The organism is Aeromonas sp. YN13HZO-058 (genome assembly GCF_001921245.1).
GTDB classification, from domain to species: domain Bacteria; phylum Pseudomonadota; class Gammaproteobacteria; order Enterobacterales; family Aeromonadaceae; genus Aeromonas; species Aeromonas allosaccharophila.
In genome coordinates this window covers 49725-65289 of the sequence record NZ_MQSY01000055.1, presented here as the reverse complement: position 1 = coordinate 65289, position 15565 = coordinate 49725, and the positions used below count along the sequence as shown (strand labels likewise).

The 15565-nt window shown below is 59.4% G+C and carries 16 protein-coding genes; 12 read left to right on the top strand and 4 right to left on the bottom strand.

Annotated elements, in window-relative coordinates:
• Positions 1–7: 7 nt before the first annotated feature.
• The 5 genes from BSP75_RS13290 to BSP75_RS13270 all read left to right on the top strand — a co-directional run bounded on the left by BSP75_RS13290 (position 8) and on the right by BSP75_RS13270 (position 3711).
• Positions 8–340: a YggL family protein gene (locus tag BSP75_RS13290; RefSeq protein WP_058052726.1), complete on the top strand. Its 333-nt coding sequence runs from the start codon at positions 8–10 to the stop codon at positions 338–340.
• Between the two features lie 123 nt (positions 341–463).
• Entirely contained in the window at positions 464–1384 is a 921-nt protein-coding gene (gene glsB / locus BSP75_RS13285; protein WP_042060982.1) for a glutaminase B, read from the top strand.
• Between the two features lie 29 nt (positions 1385–1413).
• Positions 1414–2709, top strand: a complete 1296-nt coding sequence (locus BSP75_RS13280; protein ID WP_075113506.1) for a sulfurtransferase — start codon at positions 1414–1416, stop codon at positions 2707–2709.
• Between the two features lie 201 nt (positions 2710–2910).
• Complete coding sequence (locus BSP75_RS13275; protein WP_075113505.1) at positions 2911–3120, top strand: YgdI/YgdR family lipoprotein; 210 nt, start codon at positions 2911–2913, stop codon at positions 3118–3120.
• A gap of 189 nt (positions 3121–3309) precedes the next feature.
• Positions 3310–3711: a DUF2541 family protein gene (locus BSP75_RS13270; RefSeq protein WP_075113504.1), complete on the top strand. Its 402-nt coding sequence runs from the start codon at positions 3310–3312 to the stop codon at positions 3709–3711.
• Positions 3712–3784: 73 nt separating this feature from the next.
• On the opposite strand, the gene mog is transcribed toward BSP75_RS13270, so the two are convergent.
• Positions 3785–4315, bottom strand: a complete 531-nt coding sequence (mog, locus tag BSP75_RS13265; RefSeq protein WP_042658402.1) for a molybdopterin adenylyltransferase — start codon at positions 4313–4315, stop codon at positions 3785–3787.
• A gap of 393 nt (positions 4316–4708) precedes the next feature.
• Between mog and BSP75_RS13260 the strand changes: the two genes are divergently transcribed.
• The 7 genes from BSP75_RS13260 (at position 4709) to proX (ending at position 10991) form a co-directional block, all read left to right on the top strand.
• Positions 4709–5044 carry a DUF3135 domain-containing protein gene (locus BSP75_RS13260; RefSeq protein ID WP_075113503.1) on the top strand — a complete coding sequence of 112 codons (336 nt, stop codon included), beginning with the start codon at positions 4709–4711 and terminating at the stop codon, positions 5042–5044.
• A gap of 236 nt (positions 5045–5280) precedes the next feature.
• Complete coding sequence (locus tag BSP75_RS13255; RefSeq protein WP_042022773.1) at positions 5281–6078, top strand: threonine/serine exporter family protein; 798 nt, start codon at positions 5281–5283, stop codon at positions 6076–6078.
• Positions 6075–6542, top strand: a complete 468-nt coding sequence (locus BSP75_RS13250; RefSeq protein ID WP_042060992.1) for a threonine/serine exporter family protein — start codon at positions 6075–6077, stop codon at positions 6540–6542. Before BSP75_RS13255 ends, BSP75_RS13250 begins: the two co-directional genes overlap by 4 nt.
• A gap of 18 nt (positions 6543–6560) precedes the next feature.
• Complete coding sequence (gene folA, locus BSP75_RS13245; RefSeq protein ID WP_075113502.1) at positions 6561–7052, top strand: type 3 dihydrofolate reductase; 492 nt, start codon at positions 6561–6563, stop codon at positions 7050–7052.
• A gap of 563 nt (positions 7053–7615) precedes the next feature.
• A complete protein-coding gene (proV, locus tag BSP75_RS13240; RefSeq protein WP_075113501.1) occupies positions 7616–8812 on the top strand; it encodes a glycine betaine/L-proline ABC transporter ATP-binding protein ProV in 1197 nt (398 codons plus the stop codon).
• On the top strand, positions 8809–9960 hold the full coding sequence (gene proW, locus BSP75_RS13235) for a glycine betaine/L-proline ABC transporter permease ProW (RefSeq protein WP_075113500.1): 1152 nt from the start codon (positions 8809–8811) through the stop codon (positions 9958–9960). The genes proV and proW overlap by 4 nt, the downstream gene beginning before the upstream one ends.
• Positions 9957–10991: a glycine betaine/L-proline ABC transporter substrate-binding protein ProX gene (gene proX / locus BSP75_RS13230; RefSeq protein WP_075113499.1), complete on the top strand. Its 1035-nt coding sequence runs from the start codon at positions 9957–9959 to the stop codon at positions 10989–10991. Before proW ends, proX begins: the two co-directional genes overlap by 4 nt.
• A gap of 105 nt (positions 10992–11096) precedes the next feature.
• On the opposite strand, the gene BSP75_RS13225 is transcribed toward proX, so the two are convergent.
• The 3 genes from BSP75_RS13225 to BSP75_RS13215 are packed head-to-tail and all read right to left on the bottom strand — an operon-like array spanning position 11097 to position 15395.
• Positions 11097–11891, bottom strand: coding sequence for a phosphoadenylyl-sulfate reductase (locus BSP75_RS13225; RefSeq protein WP_075113498.1), 795 nt, complete (start codon positions 11889–11891; stop codon positions 11097–11099).
• Positions 11881–13605 carry an assimilatory sulfite reductase (NADPH) hemoprotein subunit gene (gene cysI / locus BSP75_RS13220; protein WP_075113497.1) on the bottom strand — a complete coding sequence of 575 codons (1725 nt, stop codon included), beginning with the start codon at positions 13603–13605 and terminating at the stop codon, positions 11881–11883. The genes BSP75_RS13225 and cysI overlap by 11 nt, the downstream gene beginning before the upstream one ends.
• Positions 13605–15395 (bottom strand): assimilatory sulfite reductase (NADPH) flavoprotein subunit, encoded by a 1791-nt coding sequence (locus BSP75_RS13215; protein WP_075113496.1) that lies wholly within the window; start codon positions 15393–15395, stop codon positions 13605–13607. Before BSP75_RS13215 ends, cysI begins: the two co-directional genes overlap by 1 nt.
• Between the last annotated feature and the right edge of the window lie 170 nt (positions 15396–15565).

Genomic DNA, 15565 nt, shown 5'->3' with positions numbered 1-15565 from the left:
AGCTATCATGGCCAATCGTAGCCGCCGTCTGCGTAAGAAACTGCGTGTCGATGAATTCCAGGAAATGGGTTTCGACATCAGTTTTAATTTCCCGGTCGGCACTGCCGAAGAGACCATCGATGCGGTAGTCGATGCGATGATCGATGAAGTGATCGAGTCCCGTAAGCTGGCGTTTGCCGGTTCCGGCCACCTGGCCTGGGAAGGGATGATCTGCACCCAGCAACTGGGCAAATGTACCGAAGAAGACCGCGCTGCGATCAAATCCTGGCTGGAAGGCAAGGGGATGGAAGCCGTGGTGGTCACCGAGCTGTTCGACCTCTGGTACGGTGAGCCGGCCTGATACAAGGCTGCCTCGTCTGGCGCCTTGTTGTGGGTAACTGGAAAAATCCCGCCGCTGGCGGGATTTTTGTCAGTGGGGATGGGATCTCCACCGCTGTTTTAGTCATGGAATCGCTTATTGCTTATGGTGTTGTCATCCGAATTACTGGCCAGCATCCTTGAAGAGGTGCGCCCGTTGCTGGGACAAGGCAAGGTGGCCGACTATATTCCGGCACTGGCTCAGGTTCCGGCCGATCGGCTCGGTATCGCAGTCTGTACCGTCGAGGGGGAGCTGTTCACCGCCGGTGACGCTTTTGAACCCTTCTCCATCCAGAGTATCTCCAAGGCCCTGAGCCTGACCCTGGCGCTCACCCTCTATCAGGAGGATGAGATCTGGGCCCGGGTGGGCAAGGAGCCCTCCGGCCAGCCGTTCAACTCGCTGGTGCAGCTCGAGTTCGAGCAGGGGATCCCCCGCAACCCCTTTATCAATGCCGGGGCGCTGGTGGTGAGCGATCTGCTGGAGACCCGCCTCACCGCGCCGCGTCAACGCACCCTCGAGCTGGTGCGACGCCTCAGTGGCAACCCGGCCATCATGGCGGATCAGGTGGTAGCCCGCTCCGAATATCAGCACTCTGCCCGCAACGCCGCCATCGCCTATCTGATGAAGGCGTATGGCAACTTCGAAAACGAAGTGGACAAGGTGCTGCAAAGCTACTTCAATGCCTGTGCCATCCGCATGAGCTGCGTCGATCTGGCGCGGGCATTTATCTATCTGGCCAACCGTGGGGTGCCATTGGGCGACAGCGTGCCGCTGCTGCCTGCTCGCACCACCAAACAGGTCAACGCCCTGCTCGCCACCTGCGGCCTCTATGACGAGGCGGGAGATTTTGCCTATCGGGTCGGCATGCCGGGCAAATCGGGCGTCGGCGGCGGTATCATCGCCCTGATCCCGGGCGAGCTCTGCGTCTGTGTCTGGTCGCCCGAGCTCAACAAAGCCGGCAACTCGCTGGCGGGTACGGCGGCGCTGGAGCTGCTGGCCGAGCGGCTGGGTCGCTCCATTTTTTAACCTTGTTCACTATGAATCGAGACATCATCATGAAACGACATCTTCGCTTCCTGCAGGCCGCGCTGGCGACCTTACTGCTCTGGTGTGCCCTGCCCGCCGTGGCAGGGGAATTGCCACCGCTCTCGCTGGCCGATGCCAAGGCCAAACAGGCGGTCATCCTGGATACCCGCGCCAGCTACTTCTATCAGGGGTGGCCGATGGAAGGGGAGAAGCAGGGCGGTCATGTGGTGGGCGCCGAGAACCTCTCTGCCGAGTGGAAATACAGCGATGAAGAGTGGCCAAAGGCGCTCGAGATCAAGGGGCTGAAAGCCGATCATCCTGTTGCGCTCTACGGTGCGTCCCGCGAAGTGGCCGAGGTGGCTCGTCTGCTGCGCAAGCAGGGGGTCAAGCAGCTGTTCGAGCTGCAGGGGTGGCAAGCCGCACCGCGCGAGTCGCTGGCACGCTGGCAGCAGCTGGTCTATCCGCGCTGGTTGGCAGATCTGCAAGAGGGCAAGCCGGTCGCCGCAGCGCCCAAGGGCGACTGGAAGCTGTTTGAAGTGGATTGGGGTTCACCCAAGGCTTACCTCATCAGCCACATCCCGGGGGCCGGTTATATCGATACCAACAGCCTCGAAGAGGAGCCACTGTGGAACAAGGTCTCTGACGAGGCGCTCAAGAAGCTGCTGCTGGACAACGGCATCCGTCACGACACCACCGTCATCCTCTATGGTCGCAACACCATGGCGGCTGCCCGTGCCGCGCATCTGATGATGTATGCGGGGGTGGAAGATGTGCGCCTGCTGGATGGTGGTCTGGATGCCTGGTTCGTGCAGCATCTGCGCACCGAAACCGGTCTGCCCAACAAATATGAGCCGGTGAAGGAGTTTGGTGTGGCCATTCCCGCTCACCCCGAGTACTACACCACGCTGAGTCAGGCGAAAGAACTGCTCAAGCAGCCCAATAGCGCGCTGGTCAGCGTGCGTACCTGGGACGAGTTTGTCGGCAACACCTCCGGTTACAGCTACATCAAGCCGAAGGGCGATATCCCGGGGGCCAAGTGGGGTCACGGCGGGGTGGATGCCAACAGCATGAGTGATTTCCATAACCCGGACGGCACCATGAAGCCGGCCCGCGAGATCCTCGCCATGTGGGACCAGTGGAACATCGAGCCGACCCAGCAGGCTGCGTTCTACTGCGGTACCGGCTGGCGCGCCTCCGAAGCCTTCTTCTACGCCTGGCTGATGGACTGGAAACAGATCAGCGTCTACGACGGCGGCTGGTACGAGTGGAGCATGGATCCCAAGAATCCGACTGTGACCGGTGAGCGTCAGCCCGCCAAGTCATGATTGCGCTCTTGCGTTCTAGAGAAGAGGCCGGACAGATGTCCGGCCTTTTTCATTGCTCGCTCCACCAAGCCAGATAGCGATGTTAAGTTGCTGATTATTGACGGCGATCCCGCTTTGCTCATCCCGCCATCCCGTGCTGTGCGATTGAACTAGGCTTCAAGAAACATCCTCGTGGTGAGGGTGAAGGGAGAAGAGGCAGCAATGAAAAAACTGATGATGATCCTGGTGTGCGCCTTGGGGCTGGTGGCATGCAGTTCCCAATACATCATGAGCACCAAGGATGGCAAGTTGATCACCACAGAGAGCAAGCCCAAGCTGGATGAGAGCACCGGCATGTACCGCTATTACGATCACGAAGGGCGCGAGGTGATGATCAAGAAGGATGACGTCACCCAAATCATGGAACGTTGATCTTCTTTTGAGGCTTGAGGCTTGGGGCTTGGGGCTGCCAGTTGGCGGCCCTTTTTGTATTCAGGGGGATAGCGTTTACCGAGGTTGTGATCCTCCGAGGAGGCTGGCTCTGGCGCCATCCCGGACCGGATACAGCTCCTGTTATGGTTCGACCCCTATCATAACGCTCCGTTTTTTATTGGAGGTGTTATGTCCCTGAACTCTATCTGGCGTAAAGCGTGTTCCGGTCGTGCTCTGTTTGGCGCTCTCTTGTTGGTGGCGGCGTCGGCTTGTCAGGCCGGTGATGATCAGTTCACCCTTGGCCGCACCATCTTGCTGGGAATGGGTGATCATGGCGCCACCATTCCGATGGTTGCCTGCCGTCAGACCAAATATATCAAGGTGAAGGCGGAGCGTGATTTGACGCTGGATCGGATCGTGGTGACATATGGCAGCAATCGTACCAAGACCATCAAATTTGATCGCGATATGCGCGCTGACAAAGAGACCGAATGGAAATCTCTCGGTTCCAGAGTCTGTGTAAAACGGCTGGAAGTGTACGGCAATTCGGAAGGCAGCAAAGCGGGCGTCAAAGTATTTGGTCGCAAATAAGCGAGCGCTGAAGCACTGTTATTAAAAATAATGGCGAGCCACGGCTCGCCATTATTTGTTATGGACGGGTCAGCTATTTTTTCGGTCGAAATGGCTTGATGACGGTCTCATCGCACTCGAGATAAGGCCCTTCCATCAAATCGATGCAGTAGGGGATGGCGGGGAAGACCGCATCCAGACACTCGCGGATCGACTTGGGCTTGCCCGGCAGATTGACGATCAGGGTATCGTCGCGCAGGCCGGCCGTCTGGCGCGACAGAATAGCGGTCGGCACAAACTTGAGGGATTCTGCCCGCATCAGCTCGCCAAAGCCCGGCATCATGCGATCACACACCGCCTCGGTCGCTTCCGGTGTCACATCCCGCTTGGCCGGGCCGGTGCCGCCTGTGGTGACGATGAGACAACACTGCTCTTCATCCGCCAGCCGGATCAGGGTCGCTTCAATCTGATCCTGCTCATCGGGGATCACCTGATAGACGGGTTCCCACGCCGAGGTCAGATAGGCGTTCAGGGTGTCGATGATGGCCTTGCCGGAGAGGTCTTCATAGATGCCCGCGCTGGCGCGATCGCTGACGGTGACGATACCGATTTTTGCCTTGCTCATGGTCTGCTCTTGAATGTCCGATAAAAGTGGCAATTAAAATAACATAATCAGCGAGATATGTTAAACCGACATAAGATGAGGCGGGCCGGTGAGGGAATAATAAAGTGTCGAATGAAGCGAAATAACCTCTACCTGAATTTTATTTGCAATAAAAAACATAAAATAACAGCCTAAAATGTATAAGTGTTTTATCGCGCCTGAATTAAAAATAATCGCTTGTTTCCAAACACAATTAAAATAGAGAGATACCCTCGTTGTGAGCATTGTCCGGTTCAGACGCCAGCGGATGGATTGAACCCTTGTTGGCCGCGTCGTATATACAGGTTTATGTGGCTGGGGCGTGATGGTGTGGTACCGCAGTGGGTTGCCAGCAATAGTCGCCAAGGAGGGCATATGGAGTTGCCTGATTTTGACACCCTGAAAGAGTTGGCTGCGAGTGAGCCTTCCCGGCTGGATGCGATTCTTGAGCAGCAGATTGACCAGTTGATGGCACGGGCGAGCCCCGATCAGCAGCGCCGTCTGCGCGGGTTGCAGTTCAAGATTGATGGTCAGCGTCGCCTGGCTAAAAACAATCTCGATAGCTGTATCCGGATTGCCAGCATGATGCGGGAATCCTTTTATTTGATGCGCAGCGAAATGATCCAGTTTCGGGAGGAGGGGGAGCTTCTGCCTGAAAACGATAGCGCTGGCAAAATAATTCGAATGGCTGACTATCGACGTCGTAAATAATCTGCAGCCAGCCCCTCTTCTGATATTTAATCCATATATCAAGGGGCAGTAATAAGGCGAGGTAACGGCGGACAGATTGTTATGGTTTTTAATGTTAGTGGTAATGTATTTGTGATGTAACCTCTTTTTTCCTTCATGTAATAACTCATCGGCCAGGTTGTGATAGGGGTGGATGAATAACGGTAAAAGTTAGGCTAATATGGCCGAAATTTTTATTGCTACGACTCGAAGGGATTATGAGAAGTATCACACCAAGACGGGTGTTGTCGCGGGAGCAACAGACAGAGATCACCCGCATTATCGTCAAGGTGGGTCAGATGTTGGCCCAGTTCGGGGCGGAGAGCCGGATCATCGAGCAGACCACGGTGCGGCTGGGGATGGCGCTTGGGCTGGAGAGTGTCGAAATGGCCATCTCTTCCAGTGCCATCGTGCTCACCAGCCTCTATCAGGGGGGCTGTGTCACCACCACCCGCCGGGTGCGCGAGCATGGCATCAACATGCAGGTGGTGTGCGAGATCCAGCGGATCTGCATCATGGCGGAGAAAGAGCTGATCGGTGCCCGTGAAGTGCGCCAGCGGCTCGAAGCCATCGTCCCCTTCCACTATCACCCCTGGCTGGTGGTGCCCATGGTCGGGCTCTCCTGTGGCGCCTTTAGCCTGCTGTTTGGCGGTGACTGGCCCATCTTCCTGGTGACCTGTTGCTCCGCCGCCGTGGCGATGCGGGTGCGTCAGTTGATCGCCCGTCATCACCACAGCCCGCTCATCAACTTTGCCGTGACCGGTTTTATCGCCACCTTGCTGGCATCCAGCGCCACCTTCTTCAACTGGGGGGCCCAACCCTATCTCGCCATGGCGGCCAGCGTGCTGCTGCTGGTGCCGGGCTTCCCGCTGATCAATGCGGTCTCCGACATGGTGAAGGGCTACTTCAACATGGGGCTGGCCCGTTGGGGCTCTGCCACCTTGCTCACTATCAGCGCTGCCATCGGCATCATTCTCGCCATGTCGTTGACCGGGATCTGGGGGTGGAAAGTATGACGGATCTGCTCTGGTTACTGGCCAAGGATGCCTTCTGGTCCTCCATCCCGGCGGTGGGCTTTGCCATGCTGTTCAACGTGCCGCCACGAATGCTGAAGTATTGCGCCATGGGCGGCGCGCTGGCCCACAGCCTGCGCACCCTGCTCATTCACTACGGCATGCCCATCGAGTGGGCGACGCTGGCGGCGGCGACCACGGTCGGTTTTGTCTGCGTCTACTGGTCTCGCCGTCTGCTGGCGCCGCGTCCGGTGTTCAGCGTCGCCTCCATCATTCCGATGATCCCGGGCAGCTATGCGTTCAAGACCATGATTGCGGTGGTGGAACTCAACATCAACGGTGTGACCATGGATCTGCTGCAGAGCGCGGTGGAGAACGGCCTCAAGGCGCTGTTTATCGTCGGCGCCCTCAGTTTCGGTTTGGCGATCCCCTCTCTGGTCGTGTACCGTAACCGCCCCATAATCTGACAGACGGTGAGAGGCCCCATGAAGATTTCCATGATTGCCGCCATGGCCCACGACAGGGTGATCGGCAAGGACAACCAGATGCCCTGGCATCTGCCGGCCGATCTGGCTCACTTCAAACGGGTGACCCTTGGCAAACCGGTATTGATGGGGCGCAAGACCTTCGAATCCATCGGGCGGCCGCTGCCCGGACGGCGCAATCTGGTGATCAGCCGCAACCCCGGCTATCAGGCCGAGGGTATCGAGGTGGTGGGTTCTGTCGAGGCGGCGCTGGCCCTGTTGGCGAGCAGCTCGGTGGAGGAGTTGATGGTGATCGGCGGCGGTCATCTCTATGCCGAGATGTTGCCGAGCGCGGATAGCCTCTACCTGACACAAATCGATCTGGCGGTTGAAGGGGATACCCGCTTCCCCGCGTTTGATGATGGCCAGTGGCAACGCATCGACTGCGAGAGCCACCCTGCCGATGAAAAGAACCCGCACCCCTACCGCTTCGAGACCTGGCAGCGCCGCTGAATCATGGCATGTGCTAACCGATAGCCACTAAAAAGCCCCTTGTGTTGCACAAGGGGCTTTTTTCGCACGGGTGATTTGCCAGCAGCACCGTGCCAGCAGGCCGATAGTCCAGAGGTGGCAGCGGCGATCTCATCGCGGCGTGTGAACATACCTTCAGCCTCGGCTCTGACCCTCCTCAACCCCTTTTCTTGTCCCCCAATCTGTCCTCATTGCGACCAATAAATAGTTAGATGTGTAATTATTTGGTCGCTGTTGATTATCTGGATGGCGCGTCACGCAGTTACCGTCATTAACCTGCATTGCCTTGCTCTTTTTTGATTGTTTTTGAATGATTTTCCCCAGTGCATCTTCGTTTGATATGGAAAATATTATGGATAAAACCAGACTTTGTCCGGTTTTTATTGATAAAAATAGCTGTTAAAAATCAATGGCTTATTTTGTGATTTATTTTGTGGGATTCCATTGGTTCTTTTGTTTTGGTTGTAAATTGCTTAGTGTAAAAAGTAATTGGTTCGCGTTCGGCAGGTTAATCACCAAGATGTCGACCATGAAAAAAGGACAGTATGACAGTCAAACTCGAAGTCAAATCACTCTATAAAATCTTCGGCGATCAGCCGGAAAAAGCATTCAAATTGCTGGCGAAAGGGCATGACCGTGCCAGCATCCTGCAACAGAGCGGACAGACCCTGGGTGTGCAGGGGGTCGATCTGGCCATTTACGAAGGAGAAATCTTCGTGGTGATGGGCTTGTCCGGTTCGGGAAAATCGACGCTGGTGCGCCTCTTCAACCGGCTGATCGAGCCGACTCGCGGCCAGGTGCTGATCGATGGCGAGGATATCGCCGCCATCTCGGAGAGCGAACTGCGTCAGGTGCGGCGCAAGAAGATCAGCATGGTGTTTCAATCCTTTGCCCTGATGCCGCACCTGAGCGTGCTGGAAAACACCGCCTTCGGGCTGGAGCTGGCCGGGGTGCCGCTGGCGGATCGCCAGCAGAGTGCCCGTCAGGCGCTCCATCAGGTGGGGTTGGGTCAGTGGATCGATGCCTTCCCCGATGCCCTCTCCGGCGGTATGAAACAGCGGGTCGGTCTGGCCCGGGCACTGGCCAACGATCCCGACATCCTGCTGATGGATGAGGCTTTTTCTGCGCTGGATCCGCTGATCCGCACCGAGATGCAGGACGAACTGCTCAAGCTGCAGGCGAGCCAGCAGCGCACCATCGTCTTTATCTCCCACGATCTGGACGAGGCGATGCGTATCGGCGATCGCATCGCCATCATGCAGGATGGTCAGGTGGTGCAGGTCGGCACCCCCGACGAGATCCTGAGTCAGCCCGCCAACGACTATGTGCGTGCCTTCTTCCGCGGGGTGGATCTCGCCAATGTATTCAGCGCTCGCGATATCGTCAGCCGCAAGCAGATGCCGCTTATCAAGAAACACACCACCGACGGGCCGGGCAACGCCCTGCGTCAGCTCAAGGAGCTGGAGCGGGAGTTTGGCTACGTGGTGGATCGCAGCCGCCGCTTCATCGGCGTCGTCTCGGTCGAGTCGCTCAGTGAGGCCGTGCGTGGCAAGGGGAGTCTGGAGCAGGCGTTGCTGGCGGATATCCAGCCTATTCTGGCCGACACCTCGCTCAATGAACTGATCAGCCAGGTGGCTGCCGCACCCTGTCAGGTGCCCGTGGTCGAGGAGGATGGCACCTATCTGGGGCTCATCTCCAAGGCCAATCTGCTCAACACCCTGGACAGGAGTACCCCGGTATGAAGCTGAACCATCTTCACGCGTTACTGATCGGTTTGCTGGCATTTTTGCTGCTGGCGAGTCCCTCCCTTAGGGCTGACGAGGCGGATGCCGATCCTTGGGGGGCGGTGGTAACCACGACAGCCGTCGCCGATCCCTGGGGCAGTACAGCCACCGAAGCGGCCGACTGGCAAAAACAGATTGCTGCCGTGGATACCGAGGCAGCCGTCAACTGGCTGGATCCCTTCCAGCAGGCGCTGGTGCCGCTGGACAGCTGGGTCGAAGGGGGCATCGGCTGGTTGGTGGAGAACCTGCGCCCTGTGTTTCAGCTGATCCGCGCACCGGTGGAGGTGACTCTGAACGCCATGACCCATCTGCTGCAGACGGTGCCATCCACCCTGATGATCGGGCTGTTGACCCTGATTGCCTGGCAACTGGTCAACGGCCGGATGGCGGTTGGCACCCTCGCCGCATTGGTCGGGATCGGGCTGATCGGAGCCTGGTCCGATGCCATGGTGACCCTGTCGCTGGTGCTGACCTCACTCTTCTTCTGCATCCTGATTGGCTTGCCGGTGGGCATTTTACTGGCCCGTAGCGAGCGGTTGTCTACCTGGACCCGACCGCTGCTGGATGCGATGCAGACCACCCCGGCGTTCGTCTACCTCATCCCCATCGTCATGTTGTTCGGTATCGGCAACGTGCCCGGTGTCGTGGTGACCGTGATCTTTGCCCTGCCGCCGATGATCCGCCTCACCATGCTGGGGATAAGACAGGTGCCTGCGGATCTGGTGGAGGCGGCCCACTCGTTTGGTGCCAGCCCCTCCCAACTGTTGTTCAAGGTGCAGTTGCCGCTCGCCATGCCCACCATCATGGCCGGGGTCAACCAGACCCTGATGCTGGCGCTCTCCATGGTGGTGATCGCATCGATGATCGCGGTTGGCGGGTTGGGTCAGATGGTGCTGCGTGGCATCGGTCGGCTCGATATGGGGCTCGCCTCCATTGGCGGCCTCGGCATCGTGCTGCTGGCCATCGTGCTCGACCGTCTGACCCAGGCGATGGGACAGCCGGATCGCAACCGGGTTGGCCGCTGGTATCAGCGTGGCCCCGTCGCCCTGCTGCTGCGCCTCATTGGCCGCAGCAAATCCATCGATTACCAAGGAGTAAAGGCATGAGCCTCATTACCACAACGCACACCCGTCACGCCTTGCTGCTGAGCACTCTGCTGTTGAGCTCCTCGCTGCTGAGCCCGCTGGCCATGGCCAGCACCGAGTTGCCGGGGGAGGGGATCCGCGTTCAACCCTTGCAGAGCTCCCTGCCGGAAGAGGCGTTCCAGAGCCTGCTGGTCAGCAAGCTGATGGCGCAGCTTGGCTACGACGTTCAGCCTGCTCAGGAGGTGGATTACAACGTGGCTTATGCCTCGGTGGCACAGGGGGACGGCACCTTCCTCGCCTTTAACTGGATCCCGCTGCAGGACAACAAGTACGAACAGGCGGGGGGAGACAAGGTGTTCTTCCGCCAAGGCACCTATGTGGCCGGTGCGGCGCAGGGCTATCTCATCGACAAGCAGACCGCGACCCGATATGGCATCACCAACCTCGGTCAGCTTAAGGATCCCGCGCTGGCAGCGCTGTTTGACGGCGATGGCGACGGTAAGGCCGATCTGGTGGGCTGTAACCCGGGCTGGGGCTGTGAAGAGGCGATCAACCATCATCTGGACGAGTTCGGCCTGACCCCCACCGTCACCCACAAGCAGGGCAACTATGCGGCGCTGATCGCCGACACACGGGCCCACTTCCAGAGTGGCAAGCCGGTGCTCTATTACACCTGGACCCCCTACTGGCTCAGCAGCGAGCTGGTGCCTGGGCGTGACGTGGTGTGGCTGGAAGTGCCTGCCGATGGCCCTGATGCGGCCAAGACCCGGTTGCCGAACGGCAAGAACTACGGCTTCCCAGTCAACACCATGCATATCGTGGCCAACAAAGTCTTCACCGATGCCAACCCGGCGGCGGCCAAGCTCTTTTCCATCGTCAAGCTGCCGCTCAATGACATCAACGTCCAGAACGGGCTGATGAACAGGGGGCAGAGCAAACCGGCGGATATCGAGCGCCATGCCGATGCCTGGCTCAAGGGGCACGGGGCGCTGGTCAATGAGTGGCTGACTCAGGCGCGGGTTGCCGCCGAGCAGGCCAACGCGGCGGGTTAAGCCTCTCGGCCCATTCGTCATCTTGGAAGGGTTGCATATCAGCCCAAGCAAAACGCCCGGCAGTAGTTGCCGGGCGTTTTTTATGGTCAGAACCTTGACGAGGGATCAGATACCCGAGCCGTCGTGCTCGCCGTTTTCCTCGTGCAGGCCACACTCGCGCTTGAGGCCGAAGAAGCGGGTCTGCTCCTCGCTCATGCCCGGCTCCCACTTGGTGGTGGTGTGGACATCGCCCACCGACAGGTAGCCCTGCTCCCACAGCGGGTGATAGGGGAGGTCGAACTCCTTGAAGTAGTAGAAGACGTCCTTGTTGCTCCAGTCGATCACCGGCAGGAACTTGAAGCGGCGGCGCTGGATGCCGAGCACCGGCAGCTTGCCCCGGCTGCCCGCCTGCTCGCGGCGCAGGCCGGAGAACCAGGTCTGGGCGCCGAGCTCGCGCAGGGCTCTGTCCATCGGCTCCACCTTGTTGATCTGGTTGTAGCGGGTGATCCCCTCCACGCCCTGCTCCCACAAGAGACCAAATCGCGCCTCCTGCCAGGCCGGGCTGAGCTCGGCTCGATAGATCTTCAGGTTGAGCGCGAGGCGCTCGGTCAGCTCGTCGATAAAGCGGTAGGTCTCGGGAAAGAGATAACCGGTATCGGTCAGCACCACTGGCACATCGGCCCGCTCGCGGCTTACCAGATGGAGCATCAGCGCCGCCTGAATGCCGAAGCTGGAGGAGAGCACATGCTCCCCCGGCAGATTGGCCAGAGCCCAGCGCACCCGCTCGGGGGCGCTCATGGTATCCAGCTCCCGGTTGAGGGGCGCCAGCGCCTCGGCCTGCTCTTCACGGCCGAGGGCCAGCAGTGCCTGCAGGTCAAGGCGGCCATCTTCAGTGACATTAAGCGGCAGATTAAGCAGCATAGAAGTCCCTCGCGGAGTCGATAACGGGGGCAATCACCCCAACCCGGATCACGAAGTCTCCGAAGCATTCGCCCGCGTTGCGCTCGCTGGCCCAGCGGCCGATCAGCGCGTCCAGTTCGGCCAGAATTTGCGGTTCGGTGATGTTCTCCTGATAGAGGCGCGGAATGCGGGTCCCCTCCAGGTTGCCCCCCAGATGGAGGTTGTAGCGGCCGGGCGCCTTGCCCACCAGACCCACTTCCGCCAGCATGGCGCGGCCGCAGCCGTTGGGGCAGCCGGTGACCCGGAAGACGATGGCGTCATCCGCCAGCCCGTGCTTGGTGAGCAAGCCCTCGATGTCGGTGACAAACGCCGGCAGCATGCGTTCGGCTTCAGCCATCGCCAACGGGCAGGTGGGCAGGGCCACACAGGCCATGGACTGCTTGCGCTGCTCGCTCACGCCGTCATCCAGCAGGCCATATTGGCGCGCCAGCCCTTCGATGCGGGCCTTCTCGCTGGCGGGCACGCCTGCGATGATCAGGTTCTGGTTGGCGGTCAGGCGAAAATCCCCCTGATGCACTTTGGCGATCTCCAGCATGCCGGTCTTGAGCGGCTTGCCCGGGAAGTCCAGCAGACGGCCGTTCTCGATAAACAGGGTGAGGTGGTGCTTGCCGTCGATCCCCTCAACCCAACCAAAGCGATCGCCACGGCTGGTAAATTCATAGGGGCGACTCTCGGCGAAGGGGATACCTGCGCGGCTCTCCACCTCGGCCTTGAACGCCTCGACGCCAACACGTTCGAGGGTGTACTTGGTCTTGGCGTTCTTGCGGTTGACCCGGTTACCCCAGTCGCGCTGGGTGCTGACCACGGCGGCCGCAACCTCCAGCACATGGGAGAGCGGAATAAAGCCAAAATCGCTCGCCTTGCGCGGATAGGTGCTGGTGTCGCCGTGGGTCATGGCGAGGCCACCGCCCACCAGCACGTTGAAGCCTACCAGCTTGCCACCTTCGGCAATGGCCACGAAGTTGAGATCGTTGGCGTGGATATCCACGTCGTTGTGGGGCGGGATCACCACAGTGGTCTTGAATTTGCGTGGCAGGTAGTTGGAACCCAGGATCGGCTCCTCGTCCTGCCCCAGTTTTTCACCATCCAGCCAGATCTCCACGTAGGCGCGGGTCTTGGGCAGCAGGTGCTCGGAGATCTTCTTGGCCCATTCGTAGGCCTCCTGATGCAGCTCGGACTCCACCGGATTGCTGGTGCAGAGCACGTTGCGGTTCACGTCGCCCGCGGTGGCGATGGAATCGATGCCGGTGCTGTTGAGGGTCTGGTGCATCAGCTTGATGTCGCGCTTCAATACCCCGTGGAACTGGAAGGTCTGGCGGGTGGTCAGGCGGATGCTGCCGTAGAGGCTGTGCTCCTCGGCGAACTTGTCGATGATCTGCCACTGGGCCGGGGTGATGATCCCACCCGGCAGGCGGGCGCGCAGCATGACGTTGTGCAGCGGCTCCAGCTTCTGGGCGGCGCGCTCCGGGCGGATGTCGCGGTCATCTTGCTGGTACATGCCGTGAAAGCGGATCAGCTGGAAGTTGTCGCCGTTAAAGCCGCCGGTGAGCGGGTCTTGCAGATCCTGCTCAATGGTGCCGCGCAGAAAGTTGCTCTCGCGCTTGAGGCGCTCGTTGTCGGCCAGCGGCCCTTCGACCGGTCCCGCTTTTGGGTGAGAAAGAGGTTGTTTGCTCATCAATAGACATCCCTTTGATAACGTTTGGCACGACGCAATTCGCTCAAATACTCTTCTGCTTCCTCACGGCTCTTGTGGCCGTGTTCGGCAATCACATCCAGCAGGGCCTCCTGCACATCCTTGGCCATCTTGTTGGCGTCACCACACACATAGAAGTGAGCACCTGCTTCCAGCCACTGATAGAGTTCCTGGCCCGCTTCGCGCAGGCGGTCCTGCACATAAATCTTGTTGGCCTGATCCCGGCTGAAAGCCAGCGAAATTTTCGACAGCAGTCCCGATTTTACATAACGCTGCCACTCCACCTGATAGAGGAAGTCCTGGGTGAAGTGGGGGTTGCCGAAGAAGAGCCAGTTCTTGCCCTCTGCCCCCTGAGCTTCCCGCTCCTGCATAAAGGCGCGGAACGGGGCGATGCCGGTGCCCGGCCCCACCATGATAACGGGGGTGTCGGGGTTTTGCGGCAGTCGGAAGTTGTCGTTGTGCTCGACAAACACCCGTACCTCGGCATCTTCGGCCAGCCTGTCCGCCAGATAGGAGGAGGCGGCGCCACTGCGCACCGTGCCATCTTCTTGCGGGTAGCGCACCACGCCAACGGTGAGATGCACCTCCTCTTCCACTTCGCTCTGGGCGGAGGCGATGGAGTAGAGGCGCGGGGTGAGGGGACGCAGCAGCCCGATCAGTTGCTCGGCTGTGAGCGCGGTCGGGAAGCGCTTCAATACATCCACCACTTGGGCAGAGGCCACCAGGGCATTGACCTGGGCCTTGTCACCGGCCAAGTCTTTCAGCGCTGCGTTGTCCGATATATCAGCGAGCCCTGTGATAAAGCCGCCGTGCAGCCGGGTCAGTTCGAAGTGACCGGTCAGGGCGGCGCGCAAGGTGCCGTGGGCCGTGGCTTCATCGCCGGAGAGGCCTGTCAGGGCCAGCACTTCGCCCACCAGTTCTGCGTCATTGTCGAACCAGACGCCGAGGGCATCCCCCGGTTGATAGGCGAGTCCGGAGGACTCGAGGCTGATCTCGATATGGCGGATATCCTTGGTGGAATCCCGGCCGGTGATCTTCTGATTGACCGACAGGCGGGCAGGGAAGGGGTTCTCCTTGCTGTACTGGCTGTGGCCAACCGCCTGCTGCACCGCACTGGCCACGCTGCTGCTGGCCGTACCGGCGGAGAGGGTGGCGGTGATGGCGTTGAGTGCCTGCTCGCCCCAGCTCCTGGCGGCATCCTGATAATCCACATCGAGGCTGGCGAGTTCATAAATGCGCTCGGCCCCTGCTTTGGCGAGGAAGTCGTCAAAATCTTTGCCGGTCTGGCAGAAAAATTCGTAGGAGCTGTCACCCAGCCCCAGCACCGCGAACTTGAGGCCGTCCAGTTTGCCAATCTTGCCTTTTTTAAGCTGCTCGAACAGATCGACGGCGCTCTCCGGCGGTTCACCCTCCCCGTAAGTGCTCACTACCACCAGCAGATGGCTCTCTTTCTTGAGCTGCTTGGGTTTGTAGTCGGCCATCGACGCGAGGGTGACGGGCAGGCCACGGGCCTCGGCCTGCGCCTTGATGGCACTGGCGACACCTTTGGCGTTGCCGGTCTGGGAGCCGTAGAGAATGGTCAGGCTGCCACCGGGCGCAGCCACGGCGGCGCTGGCAGCAACGCTCTGCTGACCGGTCTGGGAGAGGCCGTAGAGATATCCGCTCACCCAGGCCAGTTGCTGGGTATTGAGGGTCGAGAGTACCTGACCCAGCTGACGTTGCTGCTCGTCAGAGAGGGGAGAGAGGTTGAATGGGGAATCCTTCAATTGCATCACACGCGTCTTCCATGGTCTGATTTTTGGCCAGATTAAAGGGCGTGTTGGCTAACAACAAAGAATAAAAATATCTTCTTTATTCCATTATTGAATTTTGAAAGTGATTTTGCGGTAAAGGAGATAGAAAAACGCCCCGCAGTGGCGGGGCGTTTTTATTGGCTATCGCG